The sequence below is a fragment of the Saccharomonospora azurea NA-128 genome, from assembly GCF_000231055.2.
GTDB lineage: Bacteria > Actinomycetota > Actinomycetes > Mycobacteriales > Pseudonocardiaceae > Saccharomonospora > Saccharomonospora azurea.
Genome location: NZ_CM001466.1, coordinates 2,694,094 through 2,710,935, shown reverse-complemented (window position 1 = coordinate 2,710,935; position 16,842 = coordinate 2,694,094). Strand labels below are relative to the sequence as shown.

Annotated in this window: 20 protein-coding genes and 3 tRNA genes; 15 read left to right on the top strand and 8 right to left on the bottom strand. The window is 69.4% G+C overall.

Features of this window, described 5'->3' with window-relative positions; all coding sequences use genetic code 11:
* Positions 1-78: 78 nt before the first annotated feature.
* From SACAZDRAFT_RS12120 to SACAZDRAFT_RS12105, 5 genes are read left to right on the top strand one after another with little or no spacing between them, the layout of a single operon-like run.
* Positions 79-630, top strand: a complete 552-nt coding sequence (locus tag SACAZDRAFT_RS12120) for a type I restriction-modification system subunit M N-terminal domain-containing protein (protein WP_198283869.1) — start codon at positions 79-81, stop codon at positions 628-630.
* Positions 602-892 carry a type I restriction-modification enzyme R subunit C-terminal domain-containing protein gene (locus SACAZDRAFT_RS22490; RefSeq protein ID WP_332307670.1) on the top strand — a complete coding sequence of 97 codons (291 nt, stop codon included), beginning with the start codon at positions 602-604 and terminating at the stop codon, positions 890-892. The genes SACAZDRAFT_RS12120 and SACAZDRAFT_RS22490 overlap by 29 nt, the downstream gene beginning before the upstream one ends.
* A 54-nt stretch (positions 893-946) precedes the next feature.
* Complete coding sequence (locus SACAZDRAFT_RS12115; RefSeq protein WP_005445784.1) at positions 947-1,339, top strand: BlaI/MecI/CopY family transcriptional regulator; 393 nt, start codon at positions 947-949, stop codon at positions 1,337-1,339.
* Positions 1,336-2,235 (top strand): M56 family metallopeptidase, encoded by a 900-nt coding sequence (locus SACAZDRAFT_RS12110; protein ID WP_005442002.1) that lies wholly within the window; start codon positions 1,336-1,338, stop codon positions 2,233-2,235. Before SACAZDRAFT_RS12115 ends, SACAZDRAFT_RS12110 begins: the two co-directional genes overlap by 4 nt.
* A gap of 28 nt (positions 2,236-2,263) precedes the next feature.
* Complete coding sequence (locus SACAZDRAFT_RS12105; protein WP_005442001.1) at positions 2,264-2,611, top strand: hypothetical protein; 348 nt, start codon at positions 2,264-2,266, stop codon at positions 2,609-2,611.
* A 58-nt stretch (positions 2,612-2,669) separates the two neighbouring features.
* Here the strand turns inward: SACAZDRAFT_RS12105 and SACAZDRAFT_RS12100 are convergent, their stop codons facing one another.
* The 3 genes from SACAZDRAFT_RS12100 to SACAZDRAFT_RS12090 form a co-directional block, all read right to left on the bottom strand.
* On the bottom strand, positions 2,670-3,098 hold the full coding sequence (locus SACAZDRAFT_RS12100; RefSeq protein WP_005442000.1) for a hypothetical protein: 429 nt from the start codon (positions 3,096-3,098) through the stop codon (positions 2,670-2,672).
* Complete coding sequence (locus tag SACAZDRAFT_RS12095; RefSeq protein WP_005441997.1) at positions 3,091-3,456, bottom strand: hypothetical protein; 366 nt, start codon at positions 3,454-3,456, stop codon at positions 3,091-3,093. Before SACAZDRAFT_RS12095 ends, SACAZDRAFT_RS12100 begins: the two co-directional genes overlap by 8 nt.
* A gap of 67 nt (positions 3,457-3,523) precedes the next feature.
* On the bottom strand, positions 3,524-3,934 hold the full coding sequence (locus SACAZDRAFT_RS12090; protein WP_005441996.1) for an acyl-CoA thioesterase: 411 nt from the start codon (positions 3,932-3,934) through the stop codon (positions 3,524-3,526).
* 195 nt (positions 3,935-4,129) lie between these two features.
* Between SACAZDRAFT_RS12090 and SACAZDRAFT_RS12085 the strand changes: the two genes are divergently transcribed.
* Genes SACAZDRAFT_RS12085 through SACAZDRAFT_RS12075 form a run of 3 tightly spaced genes read left to right on the top strand, consistent with a single transcriptional unit; the run spans position 4,130 to position 9,087 of the window.
* The gene (locus SACAZDRAFT_RS12085) at positions 4,130-5,527 is read left to right on the top strand and encodes a hypothetical protein (RefSeq protein WP_005441994.1); all 1,398 of its coding nucleotides are present in this window, start codon (positions 4,130-4,132) and stop codon (positions 5,525-5,527) included.
* On the top strand, positions 5,527-6,492 hold the full coding sequence (locus SACAZDRAFT_RS12080; protein WP_005441993.1) for a glutamate ABC transporter substrate-binding protein: 966 nt from the start codon (positions 5,527-5,529) through the stop codon (positions 6,490-6,492). Before SACAZDRAFT_RS12085 ends, SACAZDRAFT_RS12080 begins: the two co-directional genes overlap by 1 nt.
* Positions 6,493-6,510: 18 nt before the next feature.
* Positions 6,511-9,087, top strand: a complete 2,577-nt coding sequence (locus SACAZDRAFT_RS12075; RefSeq protein ID WP_005441992.1) for a serine/threonine-protein kinase — start codon at positions 6,511-6,513, stop codon at positions 9,085-9,087.
* A gap of 9 nt (positions 9,088-9,096) precedes the next feature.
* On the opposite strand, the gene SACAZDRAFT_RS12070 is transcribed toward SACAZDRAFT_RS12075, so the two are convergent.
* The 3 genes from SACAZDRAFT_RS12070 to SACAZDRAFT_RS12060 form a co-directional block, all read right to left on the bottom strand.
* Positions 9,097-10,353: a metallophosphoesterase gene (locus SACAZDRAFT_RS12070; protein ID WP_005441991.1), complete on the bottom strand. Its 1,257-nt coding sequence runs from the start codon at positions 10,351-10,353 to the stop codon at positions 9,097-9,099.
* On the bottom strand, positions 10,353-10,919 hold the full coding sequence (locus SACAZDRAFT_RS12065; RefSeq protein WP_005445774.1) for a PaaI family thioesterase: 567 nt from the start codon (positions 10,917-10,919) through the stop codon (positions 10,353-10,355). The genes SACAZDRAFT_RS12070 and SACAZDRAFT_RS12065 overlap by 1 nt, the downstream gene beginning before the upstream one ends.
* Positions 10,920-11,002: 83 nt before the next feature.
* Positions 11,003-12,187, bottom strand: a complete 1,185-nt coding sequence (locus SACAZDRAFT_RS12060; RefSeq protein ID WP_005441989.1) for a L,D-transpeptidase — start codon at positions 12,185-12,187, stop codon at positions 11,003-11,005.
* Positions 12,188-12,671: 484 nt separating this feature from the next.
* On the opposite strand from SACAZDRAFT_RS12060, the gene SACAZDRAFT_RS12055 reads away from it, so the two are divergent.
* Complete coding sequence (locus tag SACAZDRAFT_RS12055) at positions 12,672-12,875, top strand: cold-shock protein (RefSeq protein ID WP_005441988.1); 204 nt, start codon at positions 12,672-12,674, stop codon at positions 12,873-12,875.
* A gap of 79 nt (positions 12,876-12,954) precedes the next feature.
* Here the strand turns inward: SACAZDRAFT_RS12055 and SACAZDRAFT_RS12050 are convergent, their stop codons facing one another.
* Positions 12,955-13,434 (bottom strand): hypothetical protein, encoded by a 480-nt coding sequence (locus tag SACAZDRAFT_RS12050; RefSeq protein ID WP_005441981.1) that lies wholly within the window; start codon positions 13,432-13,434, stop codon positions 12,955-12,957.
* Positions 13,435-13,838: 404 nt separating this feature from the next.
* Between SACAZDRAFT_RS12050 and SACAZDRAFT_RS23785 the strand changes: the two genes are divergently transcribed.
* From SACAZDRAFT_RS23785 to SACAZDRAFT_RS12020, 6 genes are all read left to right on the top strand, one after another.
* Complete coding sequence (locus SACAZDRAFT_RS23785; RefSeq protein ID WP_005441979.1) at positions 13,839-14,081, top strand: hypothetical protein; 243 nt, start codon at positions 13,839-13,841, stop codon at positions 14,079-14,081.
* Between the two features lie 393 nt (positions 14,082-14,474).
* A tRNA-Glu gene (locus SACAZDRAFT_RS12040) sits at positions 14,475-14,547 on the top strand.
* Between the two features lie 20 nt (positions 14,548-14,567).
* A tRNA-Asp gene (locus SACAZDRAFT_RS12035) sits at positions 14,568-14,644 on the top strand.
* 27 nt (positions 14,645-14,671) lie between these two features.
* Positions 14,672-14,745: transfer RNA gene (locus SACAZDRAFT_RS12030), tRNA-Phe, on the top strand.
* Between the two features lie 131 nt (positions 14,746-14,876).
* The gene (locus SACAZDRAFT_RS12025; RefSeq protein WP_005441977.1) at positions 14,877-15,773 is read left to right on the top strand and encodes an SDR family oxidoreductase; all 897 of its coding nucleotides are present in this window, start codon (positions 14,877-14,879) and stop codon (positions 15,771-15,773) included.
* Positions 15,770-16,351 carry a carboxymuconolactone decarboxylase family protein gene (locus SACAZDRAFT_RS12020; RefSeq protein WP_005441975.1) on the top strand — a complete coding sequence of 194 codons (582 nt, stop codon included), beginning with the start codon at positions 15,770-15,772 and terminating at the stop codon, positions 16,349-16,351. The genes SACAZDRAFT_RS12025 and SACAZDRAFT_RS12020 overlap by 4 nt, the downstream gene beginning before the upstream one ends.
* Here the strand turns inward: SACAZDRAFT_RS12020 and SACAZDRAFT_RS12015 are convergent.
* Positions 16,309-16,824, bottom strand: a complete 516-nt coding sequence (locus SACAZDRAFT_RS12015) for a YceI family protein (RefSeq protein ID WP_005441974.1) — start codon at positions 16,822-16,824, stop codon at positions 16,309-16,311. The genes SACAZDRAFT_RS12020 and SACAZDRAFT_RS12015 overlap by 43 nt on opposite strands.
* Between the last annotated feature and the right edge of the window lie 18 nt (positions 16,825-16,842).

Genomic DNA, 16,842 nt, shown 5'->3' with positions numbered 1-16,842 from the left:
CACAGGTGACCTCAAGAGCAAGATCGATCGGATTTGGGACGCGTTCTGGTCAGGGGCATCGCCAATCCGCTTGAGGTGATGGAGCAGCTCACCTACCTGCTGTTTCTCAAGCGGCTCGACGAGTTGCACACCCGGGAGTTGAACCGCGCCGAACGCACGGGCGAGCCGATGCGGCGTCGCATGTTCCCGGAGGGCGCCGACCCCAAGGGTCGATCGTATGAGGACCTGCGCTGGTCGAACCTCCGCAACAAGGACCCGCGCGACATGTACACGGTGATGGCCGAGCACGCCTTCCCGTTCCTCCAGACGCTTGGCGGTGCACAGTCCGGCGACGAGTCCACCTATGCCGCTCACATGCGGGATGCCCGGTTCACCATCCCGACGCCCGCGCTGTTGTCCAAGGTCGTCGCGCTGCTCGACGGCATCGACATGGACAACCGCGACACCAAGGGTGACCTCTACGAGTACATGCTCGGCAAGATCGCCAGTGCTGGGCAGAACGGGCAGTTCCGCACCCCGCGTCACATCATTCGCCTGATGGTCGAACTGACCGAACCGACCCGCGACGACATGATCTGCGACCCGCGGCCTCGGTGCGTTCATCCGATCACTGGTCGGACTGGAGCGTGAGTCGGTCGTCGAGGCGCTGTCGGAGTTTCTGGACGACACGACGTTCAGCTCCAAGCAGATCGAGTTCCTCAGGCTGATCGTCGACCACCTCACCCAGAACGGGGTGATGGAGCCGAGCGTGCTCTACGACCCGCCGTTCACCGACTACGCCCCGTCCGGCCCGGAGGTGCTGTTTCCCAGCGAGCGCCTGAACCAACTCCACATCCGTCTCGCGGAGATCAACGCCCGCGCTCGGCACGTCGTAGATCGTTCGGTGAGCTGACTCACGGGCGTCCCGCCGTGGTTCAATCTGGTGCGAAAGGCGACAAGTGAAGGGGTGGACGTGGCTAGGCTCGGTGAACTGGAGCGCGCGGTGATGGAGGTGCTCTGGGCACGCGACGAGCCCGTCAGCGTGCGTGCCGTCCATGCCGCGCTCGGTGATCGCGGGCTCGCCTACACCACCGTGATGACGGTCCTGACCCGGTTGGCGGGCAAAGGAGTCGTGCAGCGCAGCCGTCAGGGGCGCGCGTGGTTGTACCGGCCCGCGGCGGGGCGGGAGGCCTACGTCGCGGAGCTGATGTTGGAGGCGCTGGAGTTGAGCGGCGACCGCGGTTCGGCGCTGGTGCACTTCGCGAACTCGGTGACCAGTGACGAGGCCGACGCGCTGCGGCAGGCGCTGCTCCGCGGGGTGCGGGCCCCGGGCGCGGACCGGCAGGGCGGGCAGACGTGATCCTCGTGGGGCATCAGGTCGCGGCGGCGGCCGTCGCCGTGACGGTGATGGTGTGGTTGTTGCGGAGTCGCTGGACCCATGCCCACCCGCGGCCGGCTCTCGTGTTGTGGCAGATGGGTGGTCTCACGCTCGTCCTGTCCACGGTGGGCATGCTGTTCGGCTTCGGGCTCGCCCCGTTCCGGCGGGGAGTGTTCCCCGCGCTGCTCGACCTGCCCGCGCGCTGGACCGAGCTCGACGTGTGGCATCTGGGCGCCGTGGCCGCCGGGCTGCTGCTGGGGGCGTGGCTCGTGGTGAACCAGATCCTCTGCTTCCGTGACACCGCGCGGGCGCGGGCGCGGCACCGGTTGTTGTTGCAGCTCGTCGCTCAACCGAACTCGGGTGCGCTGGTGGAGGTCGACCACCCGGTGGCGGTGGCGTACTGCGTGCCGGGCAGGCATCCCCGCATCGTGGTGAGTGCGGGCGCCCGCCGTCTGCTCAGCAAGGCGGAGTTGGACGCCGTGTTGGCGCACGAACGCGCACACGCGCGCGAACGCCACGATCTGGTCCTCGCGCCGTTCCAGGCGTTGCGGCGCCTGCTGCCGTCCAGTCGACTGCTGACCCGGGTGTGTTCGACGATCGAGCTGCTCGTGGAGATGTGTGCCGACGACAGGGCCGCCCGGCAGCACGGGCGGGAGCCGTTGGCGAGGGCGTTGGAGCGGTTCCACGCCCACGGAGCCCCCGGGACGCCGATCGGGGCGTTGGCCGTGGCGGGCGCCGACGCGCACGTCGTGGCGCGGATCCACCGCTTGCGGCAGCCGCAGCGGGCGGCGTTTCCACTGGTGTGGCCGCTGGCGTGCGCGATGCTCGTGGTCGCGCTCGCAACGTCGGCGAGCATCTTCGCCCTGCCGCTCCAGTAGTTACTACCGTTTGTAGTATCTTTCCGCCATGAACATCGTTTACGACATTCTGGTCGTTCTGCACCTGCTCGGTATGGCACTGCTCGTCGCGGGCGTGGTGCTGCGGCTCACCGCACCGCAGGGACCCAGCGGCATGGTCCTCATGTCCGGCGCGGGAGCCCAGGTCATCACGGGCGTGGCCATCACCGGTATCGCCTCGGCCGGTCTCGTGGACAACGAGGTCGACAACACCAAGATCGCGGTCAAGCTCGGCATCGCGGTCATCGTGCTGGTGCTCGCGCACATCCTCTGGCGCAAGCCGCAGGGCGCGCAGGGCATGTTCTACGCCCTGGCCGGGTTGACGCTGGTCAACATCGGCGTCGCGGTGCTCTGGTGAGCTCGTCGTCCGACCGCACGGAACACGGCGGTCGGACGGTATTCACTGTGCGCGGAAGTCACCGCCTCGGCGCGGTGCGGCGGAGCCAGAGCAGCCCGAACACGGGCAACACCAGGGGAATGAAGAGGTAGCCCATCCCGTAGTTCGACCACACGGTCGCGTCGGGGAAGGCGTCGGGAAGGAGCACGCTGGCGGTGCCGATCACCAGCACGCCGGTCATCTCGAAGGCGCAGGCCACCACGGCGACGCGCCACCACGCCACACCATGTTTCGCGAGCGCCACGGTGGCGAGCACGTACACCACCGCGGCGAGAGCCGACAGCGCGTAGGGCACGGGGGCTTCGTCGAACCTCGTGGCGATCTGCGCCGCCGCCCTGGAGGTGGAGCCGATCGCGAAGATCGCGTAGATGGCGACCAACACGCGTCCGGGTCCGCTCGCTGTGGCGGGCGGGGTCGCGGTGGTCGGCTCGGGCTCACGTTCAGGCACTGGCGCCCTCCCACACCTGGTACATCCGCAAGATCAGGACGGGCACGGTGATGCAGGCGACGCCCAGCACCGCCGTGCTCGACCGGGTGCGTTCGGCCAGCGCCCACACGGTGCCCAGGGGCAGCACCAGCAGTGCGCCCACCAGGTAGGCGAGGAAGGTGAGCATGCTGCCGGGACGCTCGCCCGCGATCAGCAGCACGACCGAGATCACCACCTGGACGGCCAGCAGCGCCTCCACGCCGGCGAGACCGAACAGCAGCGATCGGGTGGGCGGCCGGTTCACGGCCACGAGCACGAAGCTCCACACGGCGACCGCGAGCGCACAGATCGCGATCGCGACGGCGAACCCACTGATCACTGGCCCTCCCAACGTCTACGACCAGTCGTAGGATACGGGGAGGTCGGTCGCGCTCGTCAGTTGACCATCAGCCGGCCATCAACGCTGTCAGCGCGTCGCGCAGCTCCCCGGTCACCTCGACCGGACGCCGCGTCCGCCGATCCACGAACACGTGCACGAAGTGGCCCTGCGCGATCAGCTCCGAGCGGTCCTCCCGGTGCAGGCCGATCTCGTAACGCACGCTCGACCGGCCGAGGTGCCCGACCCGCAGGCCCACGGACAACTTCTCCGGGTAGGAGACGGAGGCGTGGTAGTTGCAGTGCGACTCGACGCACAGCCCGATCACGCCGCCCTCGTGGATGTCCAGACCGCCCTTGCCGATCAGCCAGTTGTTGATCACGGTGTCCATGACGGCGTAGTGCACGACGTTGTTGACGTGCCCGTAGACGTCGTTGTCCTTCCACCGGGTCGGCACGATCTCCCAATGCACGTAGGTCACGGCCAGAGAGTCTCATGATCGGCAGGCCGGAGGCGAGAGGCGACGTGGGAGTTCACGTGAGGATGGTGCTCCCGGTGAACCTCCGCTGGTGATCACAGCACCAGCACGATCCGCGTTCTCTTGCCGGACTCCGCACTCGTGGTCCGGTCGTCTCGGATACGGTTTGCGCGTGCCGAGACTGGGTGGAGGAACGCGATGACGAGCACCGTGCCGCGGGGCGGCTCGGCGATGGCGCCCGCCGGCTCGGGACCGTCAGGGGGCGATCGTGGTCCGCGGTCGGGGTTGGGCGCGCTGCTGGACCTCCCTGCGGAACTGGCGCGCGGCATGGTGCGGTCGGCGGCCACGACACCGGGGCGGCTGTCGCTGATCGTGGTCGGCCTCGTCGTCCTGTCGTTGCTCACGGGCCTGGTCGGCACTCTGTCCATGCAGGAGCGTGACGACAGCGTCGACACGCTGGTGGAGCACCGCGAACCGCTCGCCGCGGCGGCGCAGGAGGTGTACCGGTCGCTGTCGGACGCCGACGCCACGGCCGCGACGGCGTTCCTGATTCCCGGTACCGAGTCCGCCGCGCTGCGGGAGCGGTACGCGACCGACATCGCCAAGGCCGGTGCGGCGCTGGCGAAGGCCGCGTCGGACTCGGCGGGCAATCCCGAGGCGGCCGAGCAGATCAACGTGATCAGCAGGGAACTGCCGGTCTACACCGGTCTCATCGCCTCGGCGAAGGCCAACGACCGGCAGGGCTACCCCGTCGGGGCGGCGTACCTGCGGGAGGCGTCCGAGCTGCTGCGCTCGACGATCCTGCCCGCCGCCGAGGACCTCTACCGGGTCAACGCGACCCGCCTCGCCGACGAGCAGGACGACGCGACGAGTTTCCCGTGGTTCATCGCGCTGATGCTCGCGTGCCTGATCGCCGCGCTCGCCTACGTCCAGGTGTATCTGAAGCGCCGGACCAACCGGGTGTTCAACGTCGGTCTGCTGGTGTCCTCGGGCGCGGTGGGCCTGCTGGTGCTGTGGACCGCCGTTGCGCTCATCGTGCAGGGCGTGTTCGTGGGCAGCGGCCGTGAGGACGGCACGGAGCAGGCCGACCGGCTGGTCCGCGCGCGCATCGCCGCGCTGCAGGCTCGCGCCGACGAGACGCTTACCCTGGTCGCGCGCGGCGGTGGGCAGGAGTACGAGGAAGGGTTCGCCGAGCACTTCCAGCGGTTCGCGGGAGCGGACGGGCGTGGTGGCCTGCTGAGCGAGGCCGTCGCCGAGGCGGAGTCGGGCGTGAACCTCCGCGCCGCCACCGACCACGCCGCGGACTGGTTGAGCGCTCACGACCGGGTACGGGAGCTCGACGGCAACGGCGAGCACCGGCAGGCCGTCCTGCTGGCGATCGACGAGAAGGACGAGAACAGTCCCGCCACGGCGTTCAACCGGGTCGACAGCGAGCTCGCCGCCTCGATCGACTCCGCGAGACGCAACTTCGTGGAGAACACCTCCGCCGGAGCGAACGCGTTGACTCTGCTCGCCCCGGCCTACGCGCTGCTGTCGGTCATCGCCGCGCTCGGCGCCACACTCGGTATTCGCGAACGTCTGCGGGAGTATCGCTGATGAGGACCCGGACCCGGCTTCACGTGGGCCTGCTCGCGTCACTGCTCGTGGTGGTGGCGGGCTGCTCCACCGTCACGCGGCCCGCCGACCCGGCGCCGGTGGGCTCGGTGCAACCTCCGATGCCCGCCAACGCGCAGGTCGACCCCCAGCTCGACACGGCGGGAACCGGCGACGACAGCTGCGACCCGACCCGCAGTCTCTCGCCCAGCTCGGCGATCCCGGCGTCGTCGACCATGGCCGAGATCAAACAACGCGGGCACCTCGTCGTCGGGGTCGACCAGAACAGCTTCCTGTTCGGCTTCTCCGACCCCGAGAGCGGTGATCTCCACGGGTTCGACATCGACATCGCGCGCGAGATCGCCCGGTCGCTGCTCGGCGATCCCAAGGCCGTGAAGTTCAAGGCCATCACGTCGGCCGAGCGAGTCTCCGCGCTGCAGAACGGCGACGTCGACATCGTCGTGCGCACGTTCTCGATCACGTGTGAGCGGCTGGAGCAGATCAACTTCTCGTCGGTGTACTACGTGGCGGGACAGCGGGTGCTCGTGGACGCCGACTCCACGGCCCGCGACCTGTCGGACCTCGGCGGCAAGCGCGTGTGCGCGGCACGGGACTCCACGTCGTTGAAGAACATCGCGGCCAGCACGCCGAAGCCCATCCCGGTCGCCGTCGACGACTGGTCCGACTGCCTGGTGCTGCTGCAGCAGGGTCAGGTCGCGGCGGTCTCGACCGACGACACGATCCTCGCCGGCATGCGGGCGCAGGACCGGACGGGCACCAAGATCGTCGGGGATCCGTTCACCGAGGAGTACTACGGGATCGGCATCCCCAAGGACAACGAGGACATGGTCCGGTACGTGAACTCCGTGCTCGAGAAGGTCCGCGGTGGCGCCTGGCAGGAGAGCTACAACCGCTGGCTGCGCGAGGACCTGGGGCCTGCCTCGCCGCCCCAGCCCCAGTACCGGTGACACCTTTCGGAGGTAGCAGTGTCGGATGAGCCACGCCGTCCTCGGCATGCCGCACCGGACGAGGCCAGTGGTCCGACGGTGCAGCCGGAGACGTTGTCGAATCCTTCCCAGGCCGGGCAGCCGCCTCGGCACGCCCGTCCCCAGGCCGACTCGGGAACCCCGCAGCCGGCTCACCGGGCCGAGGTCCGTCAAGCCCAGCCGGGGCGGCCGAGGCCGGACCACCCCGGGCAGTCGGGACAGCTGAACCCGGCGCAGCCCGAACCGCAGCTCACCAGTGTGCTCGCCGCCAAGGCGCCCGCGACGACGTTCATCGCGTCGCCCAAGCCGCCACCCGAGCCCGACACGCCGAACCTGCCCAACCCGGGCACGGAGAGTGTGTTGCCGCGGTCCACGAGCGGCCCGATCTCGTTCGGTCTGGGAACGGGAACGGGAACAGGCACGGGAACCGGAACGGGCACGGGCACTGGTACCGGTACCGGCACGGGCACCGGCAGCTACCCCGGGAGGCCGCGCCGCACCTCGTCGCGCAGGTCCCGCCGGGGCCGTCTCGGGGCCGGACTCGTCGACGTGCCCGCGGTGCCCTACCGCGATCCCGCCGAGGCGGTGCTGACCGACCCGGTCGTCTCGGAGGAGAAGCGGTACTGCGGCAAGTGCAGTGCGAAGGTCGGCCGCTCCCGCGACGGTGCCCCCGGCAATCCGGAGGGCACGTGCGAGAAGTGCGGCACCCGGTTCTCGTTCGTGCCGAAGCTCCGGCCGCACGAGATGGTCGGCGGCCAGTACGAGGTGCTCGGTGCGATCGCGTACGGCGGGCTCGGCTGGATCTACCTCGCCAAGGACCACAACGTCAGTGAGCGCTGGGTCGTCCTCAAAGGACTGATCAACACCGGCGACGCCACCGCCGTGGCGGCGGCGGTGAACGAGACCAAGTTCCTCGCCGAGGTCGAGCATCCCAACATCGTCCGGATCTACAACTTCGTCGAGCATCCCGATCCGGACACCGGCAACTCCGTCGGCTACATCGTCATGGAGTACGTCGGCGGTCAGTCGCTGCGGCAGCTCGCGTTGGAGCACCACCGCAAGAGCGGCCGGGCGGAGCCGTTGCCGATCGCGCAGGTGATCGCCTACGGGCTGGAGATCCTGCCCGCGATGGGTTATCTCCACAACCAGGGCCTGCTGTACTGCGACCTGAAGCCCGACAACGTCATCCAGACCCACGAGCAGCTCAAGCTGATCGACCTGGGTGCCGTGCGGCGCATGGACGACTACGAGAGCCCGCTGTTCTTCACCAGCGGGTACAGCGCGCCCGAGCTGGCCACCCACGGCGCGTCGGTGGCGTCCGACCTGTTCACCGTCGGGCGCACGCTGGCGGTGCTGAGCTTCGAGTTCACCGGCTACACCAGCAAGTACAAGACCACGCTTCCGGGCCGGGACGAGGTCCCGCTGTTCCAGCTGTTCGACAGCTACTACCGGTTCCTGCGCAGGGCCACGCACCTCGACCCCGACCGGCGGTTCATCTCCGCGGAGGAGATGACCGACCAGCTCACGGGTGTGCTCCGCGAGATCCTGTCGATGGGCACCGGCAAGCCGCGGCCCGGTGCGTCCACGGTGTTCGGGCCGGAGACCAACACGTTCGGCGTCGACCTCGTGGTGCCGGAACGGGGTGGACGTCCGCCGTTGCCCAACCCGGGCGAGGTCGTCGCCGGTCTGCCGATCCCGCAGGTGGACACCGACGACCCCGGCGCGGGCGTGCTCGCCACGTTGCTGTCGGCGGGTCCGCAGACGGCGATCTCGGCGCTCGCCAACGCGCCGCGGGAGTCGATCGAGGTCCGGCTGCGGATCGTCCGGGCCCGCATCGAGCTGGGTGAGCTCGCCGAGGCGCACCGTCAGCTGCAGGCGGCGCAGTACCTGGCGATCAAGTCCGGTTTCCCCCACGACTGGCGCGTCGACTGGTACAAGGGCTTGATCGAGCTCGCCGGTGGACGGCCGAAGGTCGCGCACGTGGCGTTCGACGCGGTGTACGACGAGCTGCCCGGCGAGATCGCGCCCAAGCTCGCGCTGGCCGTGACCGCCGAAGCGGTGGGCGACTACTTCAAGGCCGCGCGGTTGTACGAACTGGTGTGGCGCACCGACCGCTCGTACGTCAGTGCCGCGTTCGGCCTCGCCCGCGTCTACCTGGCGCAGGGAGGTCGGCGAAGTGCGATCGAGGTGCTGGAGTCGGTGCCTCCGTCGTCCACCCACCACGTCGCTGCGCAGGTGGCCGCGGTGAAGATCAAGACTCGGTTCGTCGAGGGTGCGCACCAGCTCACCGAAGCCGACCTGGCGCACGCCGCCGCGCAGCTCGAACGCCTCGACCTCGACGTCGAGCGCAAGACGAAGCTCACGGCCGAGGTGCTGGAGACCGCGTTCGGCTGGCTGGGCGCAGGTGGGCAGCCGAACGGGGACACCACGGTCCTCGGGTGCCGGCTCGCCGAGCGCGACCTGCGGTTCGGTTTGGAACGGTGCTACCGCACGCTGGCGCGCCTGGCGGGCACGAGCGAGGAGCGCATCGAGCTGGTCGACCGCGCCAACGCCGTGCGGCCGCGCACCCTGACGTGAGCCGGGTGGTCAGCCGCGGCGCAGCTCGACGACGGTGATGTCGGGCGGCGCGCCCACGCGCACGGGCGGGCCCCAGAAGCCCGCCCCGCGCGTGACGTACATCTTCGTGCGGTCCTTCTCGTAGAAGCCGGCCACGGCTCCCTGCTGGAGGGTGACGGCCAGCTCGAACGGCGACAGCTGCCCGCCGTGGGTGTGTCCGGCCAGCATCAGGTCGACGTCGTGCCCCACCGCGTCGTCGAAGTCGACGGGCTGGTGGGCCACCAGCACCACGGCTCGGTTCGGGTCCCGGCCCGCGAGCGCCTCGCCGACGTCACCGGGGTCCTGCCACTGGTAACCGGTGGCGTCGTTGATGCCGGCGAGGTCGAACACCCCGCCGTGATGGTGGATCTCGACGCGCTCGTTGCGCAGCGGCCGCATGCCGAGCGTGGGGACGAAGTCGATCCACTGCTCGTATCCCACGTAGTACTCGTGGTTGCCGGTGACGTAGAAGGTGCCGTGGGTGCTGCGCAGGTCGGCCAGCGGCGCCGCCGCGTCGGCGAGGTCGGCCACGGAGCCGTCCACGAGGTCACCGGCGATGGCGACGGCATCGACGTTCTCGGCGTTCACCAGGTCGACGATCCGCTGCGTGAACGACCGGCCGATGATCGGGCCGAGGTGCACGTCGCTGATCAGCGCGATGCGGAAGCCCTCGACGCGCGGGTCGAGCCTGCGCAGGGCGATCGGCACGTGCGTGACCGTCGGCGCCCCCATGGCCACCGTGGTGCCGTGTCCGACGAGGCCGAGCGAGACCACGCCGGCCAGCGCCGCCGAGCCACGGGACAGCGCCATGCGGCGGGAGATCCGCGGTGTCGACCCGGAGCCGGACTCGCCCTCGTCGCGATCACCCGGTTCGTCGCCGTCGGAGCCTGCGCGCTCCGCCGCCTCCGCCGTGTCCGCCGCTTGCGCAGCGTCCGGCGTGCGTGCGGGGTCCCTGCGCAGCCACCCGCGCAGTGCGAGCCGGGGCAGCTCCAGCACGAGCAGTGCCAGCAGCAGGTAGAAGAACATCGCCAGCCACAGGTAACCGGGCCAGGCGAACCACCGGGCGATCTCCGGCGACACGCTCGTGCCGAGCGACAGCGCTGCGATCATCAGCGCCACGCACACCACGAGCGCGACCGTGCCCACCACGCGGGCCCGACTTCCGGGACGCGTGGTGTCGCGAACCAGCCGCCGCCACAGGTAGAGGTGGACGACGGTGATCAGAACGCTCAGGACGGCGAAGAACATCAGGGGTTGACGTCCCAGTCGGAATGCCGCTCGCCGAGCTCCTTCAGCTGCTCCGGGTCACCGTGTTCGAGGAAGTGCTCCACACCGACGGTGACGAACAGCGCGCGCGCTTCGACCGCCAGCGGTCCGTCGGCGGCGTCGAGCCTGCCTTCCGCGCTCGTGTACACCTTCCGGCCCGCCCTGCCGCAGAGCTTCGTGGTGATGTACAGCGTCGAGCCCACGGGCACAGGACGGCGGAAGTCGGTCTCGAGCTTGGCGGTCACCACGGGCACGCGCAGCAGGTTGCCCGCCGCGGTGCCCAGTGCTTCGTCGAACGCGCACGTCAGCAGGCCGCCGTGGGCGAGTCCGGGGGCACCCTGGTGGTCCTTGGTGACGGTGAACGTCGAGACCACCACGTGGTGCTCGCCGACGGTCGACCGGATGCGCAGTCCGGACTCCACCTCGTCGCCGCAGCCGAAGCAGTGGCTGTAGTGCGCATCCAGGGGCTGGCCCGGGGCGGGCGCGTCCGGGTGCGGAGAAGGCGGCTCCACCTCGACGGGAGGCCAGTTCTGTGCGGTTGCGCTCACCTCACCACGCTATCCGGCGGGCCCGCGAAAGACGGCGGCGGTGGTCGCGCAAAGCGGCCACCGCCACACCGGATTTCACCGAATCAGCCGTCGAGTGCCGAGAACGACTGCCATTCCTCCCACGAGTAGATCCAGTCGTGGTAGAGGCCGTCGCGTTCCGACAGCTGCTCGGAGCTGCCGGTGATTTCCACCGGGTCACCGGGCAACGCGCTGTCGTAGAACTCCTTGGCGTTCGCGTCGGACAGGTTGATGCAGCCGTGCGAGACGTTGGCCCTGCCCTGGTCGCCCACCGACCAGGGTGCGGCGTGGGTGAACTCGCCGTTGTTGGAGATCCGCACGGCCCAGGCGACCTCGAAGTCCTCGTAGCCGTAGCCGGGGTTGTTCATGAAGTACTTGGCGTGCTTGCTCATCACCACGTGCACGCCGCTGCGCGTGACGAGGTTGGGGTCGGACTCGCGCCCGTAGCTCGCCGGGTAGTCGGCCACCTTCTCGCCGTCGCGGTAGATCTCGAAGCGGTGCGTCTGCGTGTTGCCCTTCGCGATCTGGGCCCGGCCGATGGAGAACGTCACCGCGAGGTCGTTGTCGCCGTAGACGCCGTCGCCGAAGTGCACGCCGTAGAGGTCGGCGTTGACCTCGACCTCGGTGTTCGGCTGCCAGTACTCCTTGGGGCGCCAGTGCACGGACTGGTCGGACAGCCACGCCCACGCGCCCTCGTTCTCCGGGGAGGTCTTCACGGACAGCGCCTTCTCGACGGCGGCCTTGTCCTTCACGGGGGCGTCGAACGTCAGGGAGATGGGCATGGCGATGCCGTACGTGTTGCCGTCACCCACGTTCGAGCGCACGCCGTTCGTGGCCGAGGGGTTGACCGTGGTGAACGAGCCCTTGACCGGCACGTCCTTGCCGCCCGCGTCCCGCGCGGTGCCCGACCACGTGTACTGCTTGCCGTAGCCGAGCGGCTCGGCGACCTGCCAGGCCGTCTTGTCCTCGGACAGGGTGCCTTCGACCTGCTTGCCCTCGGGGTTGGTGAGGGCGATCTCGGTGAGCGTGCCGCCCTCCACCGTCACCGACACGGGAGCGCGCGGAGCCACGGCGTCACTGCCGTCGGCCGGTTCGAAGGAGATCGTCATGGGGGAGTCGTCGCCAGCACCGCCCGGGGCGCCCTGGGCCGTGTTGCCGCCGCCTCCGGAGCTCGTGCACGCCACCAGTCCCAGGACGGTGGCCAGCGCGATCGCCAAGAGCGCGAGTGGTCTTCTTCTGTACCCCGGCATGGATCGCGTCAACGTCGTTCCCCTTCTCCCCGCGTACCTGACTGACGTCGTGGCATCTCAAATCGTTGCCCCTCGACAAAGGTGATCACACTCACACGATCGTGATGTATCACCTGTACTGATGACGTTTCTGACTGCGCTCCGTGTTCCCGCTACCGGGGGAAAGTGCGCATTGTCATCGGGGACGCGGTCGGCGACGACCCGGTCGGTCGGCCGTCCGGCCTGCGGCGGGTCGGCGACACGCCGTCCGCCCATGATCCGCCCGTCCGGGCCAACCCGCGAACAAAGGGCTTCGCAAACGCGAGAATGTCGGTAGGCTGCTCAGTGGCCGTCGTTTTGCGTGTTCGTGGCTTCACACTCGCGGAACTTCTGACGCGGGCCGTTAGCCGAACACGCTTGCGCGCTCGTCTCGTTGGAACCGCCCGGGACGGCCGGGATGCCGCTTCGGCGGTGTCCATGCGGAACAGCAACGAGGAGTACAGCGGTGGCGCAAGGCACTGTGAAGTGGTTCAACGCCGAGAAGGGCTTCGGCTTCATCGCCCAGGACGGTGGCGAGGGCGACGTGTTCGTCCACTACTCGGAGATCGAAGGCCGTGGCTTCCGCACGCTGGAGGAGAACCAGCGCGTGGAGTTCGAGGTCGGTCAGGGCCAGAAGGGCCCGCAGGCTCAGAGGGTGCGGGCTCTCTGAGGACCTGACACACCCCACTGACGACGAACGAGCCCCCGGCGGATCTCACGCCGGGGGCTCGTTCTTGTCGTGTCGGGGGTCAGCCGTGGCGGCCGGGTACGGGCTCGCCGGGCCACTGGTGCTGGTCGAGGAACAGTTCCTCGGTGGTGGGGTCGGCGGAGTCGTCCGCGTGCGGCGGCATCGGAGCGGCCGCGGGACGGGCGGGCGGGGGCGCCGACTGGGAGGCCGCGTACGGGTTCGCCGTCTCCTCCGCCAGGCGTTCGAGGACCCACTCCTGGGCGAGTGCCTGCGGCGACGTGCCCCGTTGCGAGGCGAGGTCCTTGAGCTCCTGCCCGGCGGCGAGGCTCAGCCTCAACTGGTAGACCTGCGCTTCCCCGAACCGTCGCCCGGAGCCCGTGGTCTCGAGATCGCTCTCCGGAGCCAGGGCGGCGAGGTAGCTGGACAGCTCGGGATCGTCAGCGGTCGGCTCGGCGGCTGCGGGCCCTGAGGTGTCGCTGCGACGCCCGGGGGCGGCCTTCGAGCTTCGGCTGCGTCCGAATGAGGGTAGTGGCACGCCCACACGATAACGGTTGTGTCTCGGCGGGTCGCAAGCTGTGGCTCTGAGCTCGAACGACGCTGTGTCACGCTCGGTGACACGCGGTGAGAAAGCCGCCGGCTCCGGACATGGAGAGGCCCCCGCGCCAGGGGGAGGAACGCGGGGGCCGGAGGGGATCTCCACAGGCGCTGACCGGGGGTGTGTCAGCACGTCGATTGTTACACGACCACGAGCACGATCGCGAGTGCTGAACAGAAAATCCTCTCCAGCGCGTTACCTGATCGTGGGCCGTTGTTCATCGTTGCGCGTTCCACTGTTCCCGTCGTGCGACACGCTCCGTGGTGGGAGTTTCACTCTCCGGGGGGCTGCGTGTGTTCGTGGCGGCTCGTTAGCCTCCGGTCCGAACGTCGAGCCCCTTGGGAGGCGCCATGAGCGGGTCGGTTGAGGTGCGGCAGTTTCTCCTCCGGTACGAGTCCGGAGGGCAGGGCGGTGGATGCGGCCTACCTGTGCAGCGCGCCGGGCAGGACACTCCGCGGATTTCGGACGATCAAGTGCGCAGGGCTCGCCTTGCGGTCGCGCACGGGGCGAGAGGGGCCGAGGACTGCGCCCGGTTGCTGGACATGTTGGGGCTCACGCCGGACGACGGTGGGCGCAGCCCGGTGCAGCACTGAGGCTGTGGTGCCGGTTGCCCAGGTGCGCACCCCCTGACCCGCACCTGGGCGATCCAGGGATCACGGTAGTGCCGAGAACGGAATCGGGCAATTACTTATGGTGAAGGACGCAGTCGTGCGGCGAACTGCCTGCGAAGAGGGTCGAAAGCAGGAAAATTTTCGTCGCAGCGCGGTTGGTTCGGACCCGTCGGCGAGCGATTGCACGTCCCGCGTCGCCGCCTCGGCGAGTGCATGGCCGTCCCGGCGCTCGCGTGTTACTGTTTCCGCAGGTCGAAGGCCACTTCGACGCTTAAGTGACCCCCCTGTGGAAGGGGGAAACCGAGTACCGTAAACTAATCATCGCTCCCAGGGGGACCTGGAGAGCACGGTCGATCGGTTCGCCGAACCGACTGGGCTCCCATCGTCTAGCGGCCTAGGACTCCGCCCTTTCAAGGCGGCAACGCGGGTTCGAATCCCGTTGGGAGTACGGCACAACTACATAATCAAGGCCCTGTGGCGCAGTTGGTTAGCGCGTCGCCCTGTCACGGCGAAGGTCGCGGGTTCGAGTCCCGTCAGGGTCGCCACGGCGTTCCGGTGTGTACCGGCGTTCTGGCCAGGTAGCTCAGTTGGTACGAGCGTCCGCCTGAAAAGCGGAAGGTCGCCGGTTCGACCCCGGCCCTGGCCACGGTCATAAGCTGCGAGAACGGCCCACCTCGATGTGAGAGGTGGGCCGTTCTGCTGTGTCGGTCCGCCTTCGGCAACCTTTCCTTTCTGCCCCCTGACGTGCGGGTCTTCGCGTCGTTACACTCCGCTCTCATGGGGTTGCCGTCGCGACGCGGAAGGGTTCGTGACCTGCGCGGACGCAAGGTCTTCCTCACCGGCGCGGCGAGCGGTATCGGCCGCGCCGTCGCGTTGCGGGCCGGTCGGCTGGGGGCGGTTCTCCACCTGACGGACATTCGCGCCGACGCGCTCGCACGGGTGGTCACGGAGATCGAGTCCACCGGAGGCACGGTGGCGTTCGCCGAGGCCGTCGACGTGGCCGACCACGACGCGGTGGGTCGGCTCGGGCAGCGGTTGACCGGCGGGCACGGCGCCATGGACGTGGTCATGAACATCGCGGGCATCTCGATCTGGGGCACCGTGCGGTCGCTGGAGCATCATCAGTGGCGTCGGCTGGTCGACGTGAACCTCATGGGGCCGATCCACGTGATCGAGGCCCTGGTGCCGCCGATGATCGACAGCGGCAGGGGCGGTCAGCTGGTCAACGTGGCGTCGGCGGCGGGGATCATCGGCATGCCGTGGCACGCGGCGTACAGCGCGAGCAAGTTCGGCGTGCGCGGGGTGTCGGAGGTGCTGCGGTTCGACCTGCGTCGCCACGGCATCGGGGTGAGCCTGGTCTGTCCCGGTGCGGTCGCCACTCCGCTGACCGACACCATCGACGTCGCCGGTGTCGACAAGCACAGCCGTGCGTTCCAGCGGGCCCAGGCCGCCTTCCGCAAGCACGCCGTCACCCCCGACCAGGCCGCCGTCGCCATCCTCGACGGTATGCGGCGGGGCCGGTACTGGATCTACACCTCCACCGACATCCGACTCGCCCACGCGCTGCAACGCCACCTCCCGTTCGCCTACGTCGGGCTGATGCGGCTGATGAACTGGGGTGCGAACAAGGCGTTGCCAGCCGTGGCCGAGGCACGTCAGGCCGACGCCGCATGAGGCGCCCGCGGATCGCGCCGGGTGGACGCCGGGAGATCGGCGTCGTCGCGTGGGTGTTCGCCCGCGCCGCAGGGCGCGTGACCGGCACCGAGACACCGGCCCTCTTCACGACGTTGGGTCGCGCGCGGGGACTCTTCTGGGCGTGGCTGCATTTCGCGGGTCGCCTCATGCCGGGCGGCCGGCTGCCCCGGCGCGAGAGCGAGCTGGTGATCCTGCGCGTCGCGACGCTCGCCCGCAGCGACTACGAGCGCACCCATCACCGGCGACTGGGGCGACGTGCCGGGTTGAGCGAGGACGAGCTCGCTCGCGTGGTCGAAGGACCGGACGCGCCCGGCTGGTCGCAGCGTGAGCGCCTGCTGTTGCGGGCCGCCGACGAACTCCACGAGCTCCGCGACGTCACCGACGAGACGTGGAGCGGGCTGGCCGCGCACCTGGACGAGCGGCGCCTCATCGAACTGCTGCTGCTGGTGGGGCACTACGAGATGCTCGCGACCACGCTGCACGCCCTGCGCGTCAGCCCGGATGCACCCCGGCGTCAGCGCCGGACGAAGCGCACGGCGAGGGTGAAGTCGAGGTAGCGGCCGGTCATTCCCCGGGCCGCCGTGACGCCCAGCGCGAGCCGGTCGACTCGGGCCGTGGCGCGCGCGGTGAACGAGTCGCCGTTCACTGAGGACTCCGTGACGGTCAGCGTGACGGGTCCGGTGACCTCCCGGACGGTGAGCGTGCCCGTGAGGGTGTTGCCGTCCCACTGCGTCGAGCTGAAGGAGATCGTCGGGTGGTTGTCGGTGTCGAGGTACATCGTCGAGCGGACGACCCGGTCCCGCGGCGGCGTCGGCGTGCGGAAGCTGGCCGCGTCGATCTGCGCCTCCACAGTGGACTTCTCGACGGGGTCGGCGACCGTCGCCGATCCGCCGGCGAGTGCGAATGTGCCGCGCACGGGCAGGAGGCCGAAGAGGTGCTTCATGGCGAACTCGACCGTGGAGCCCTCGGTGTCGAGCTCGTAGCGCCCGGGCGGTGGAGGCGTGATGTTGCTCGCCGGTTCGGGTGTCATCCGTCGATTGAACCGTAG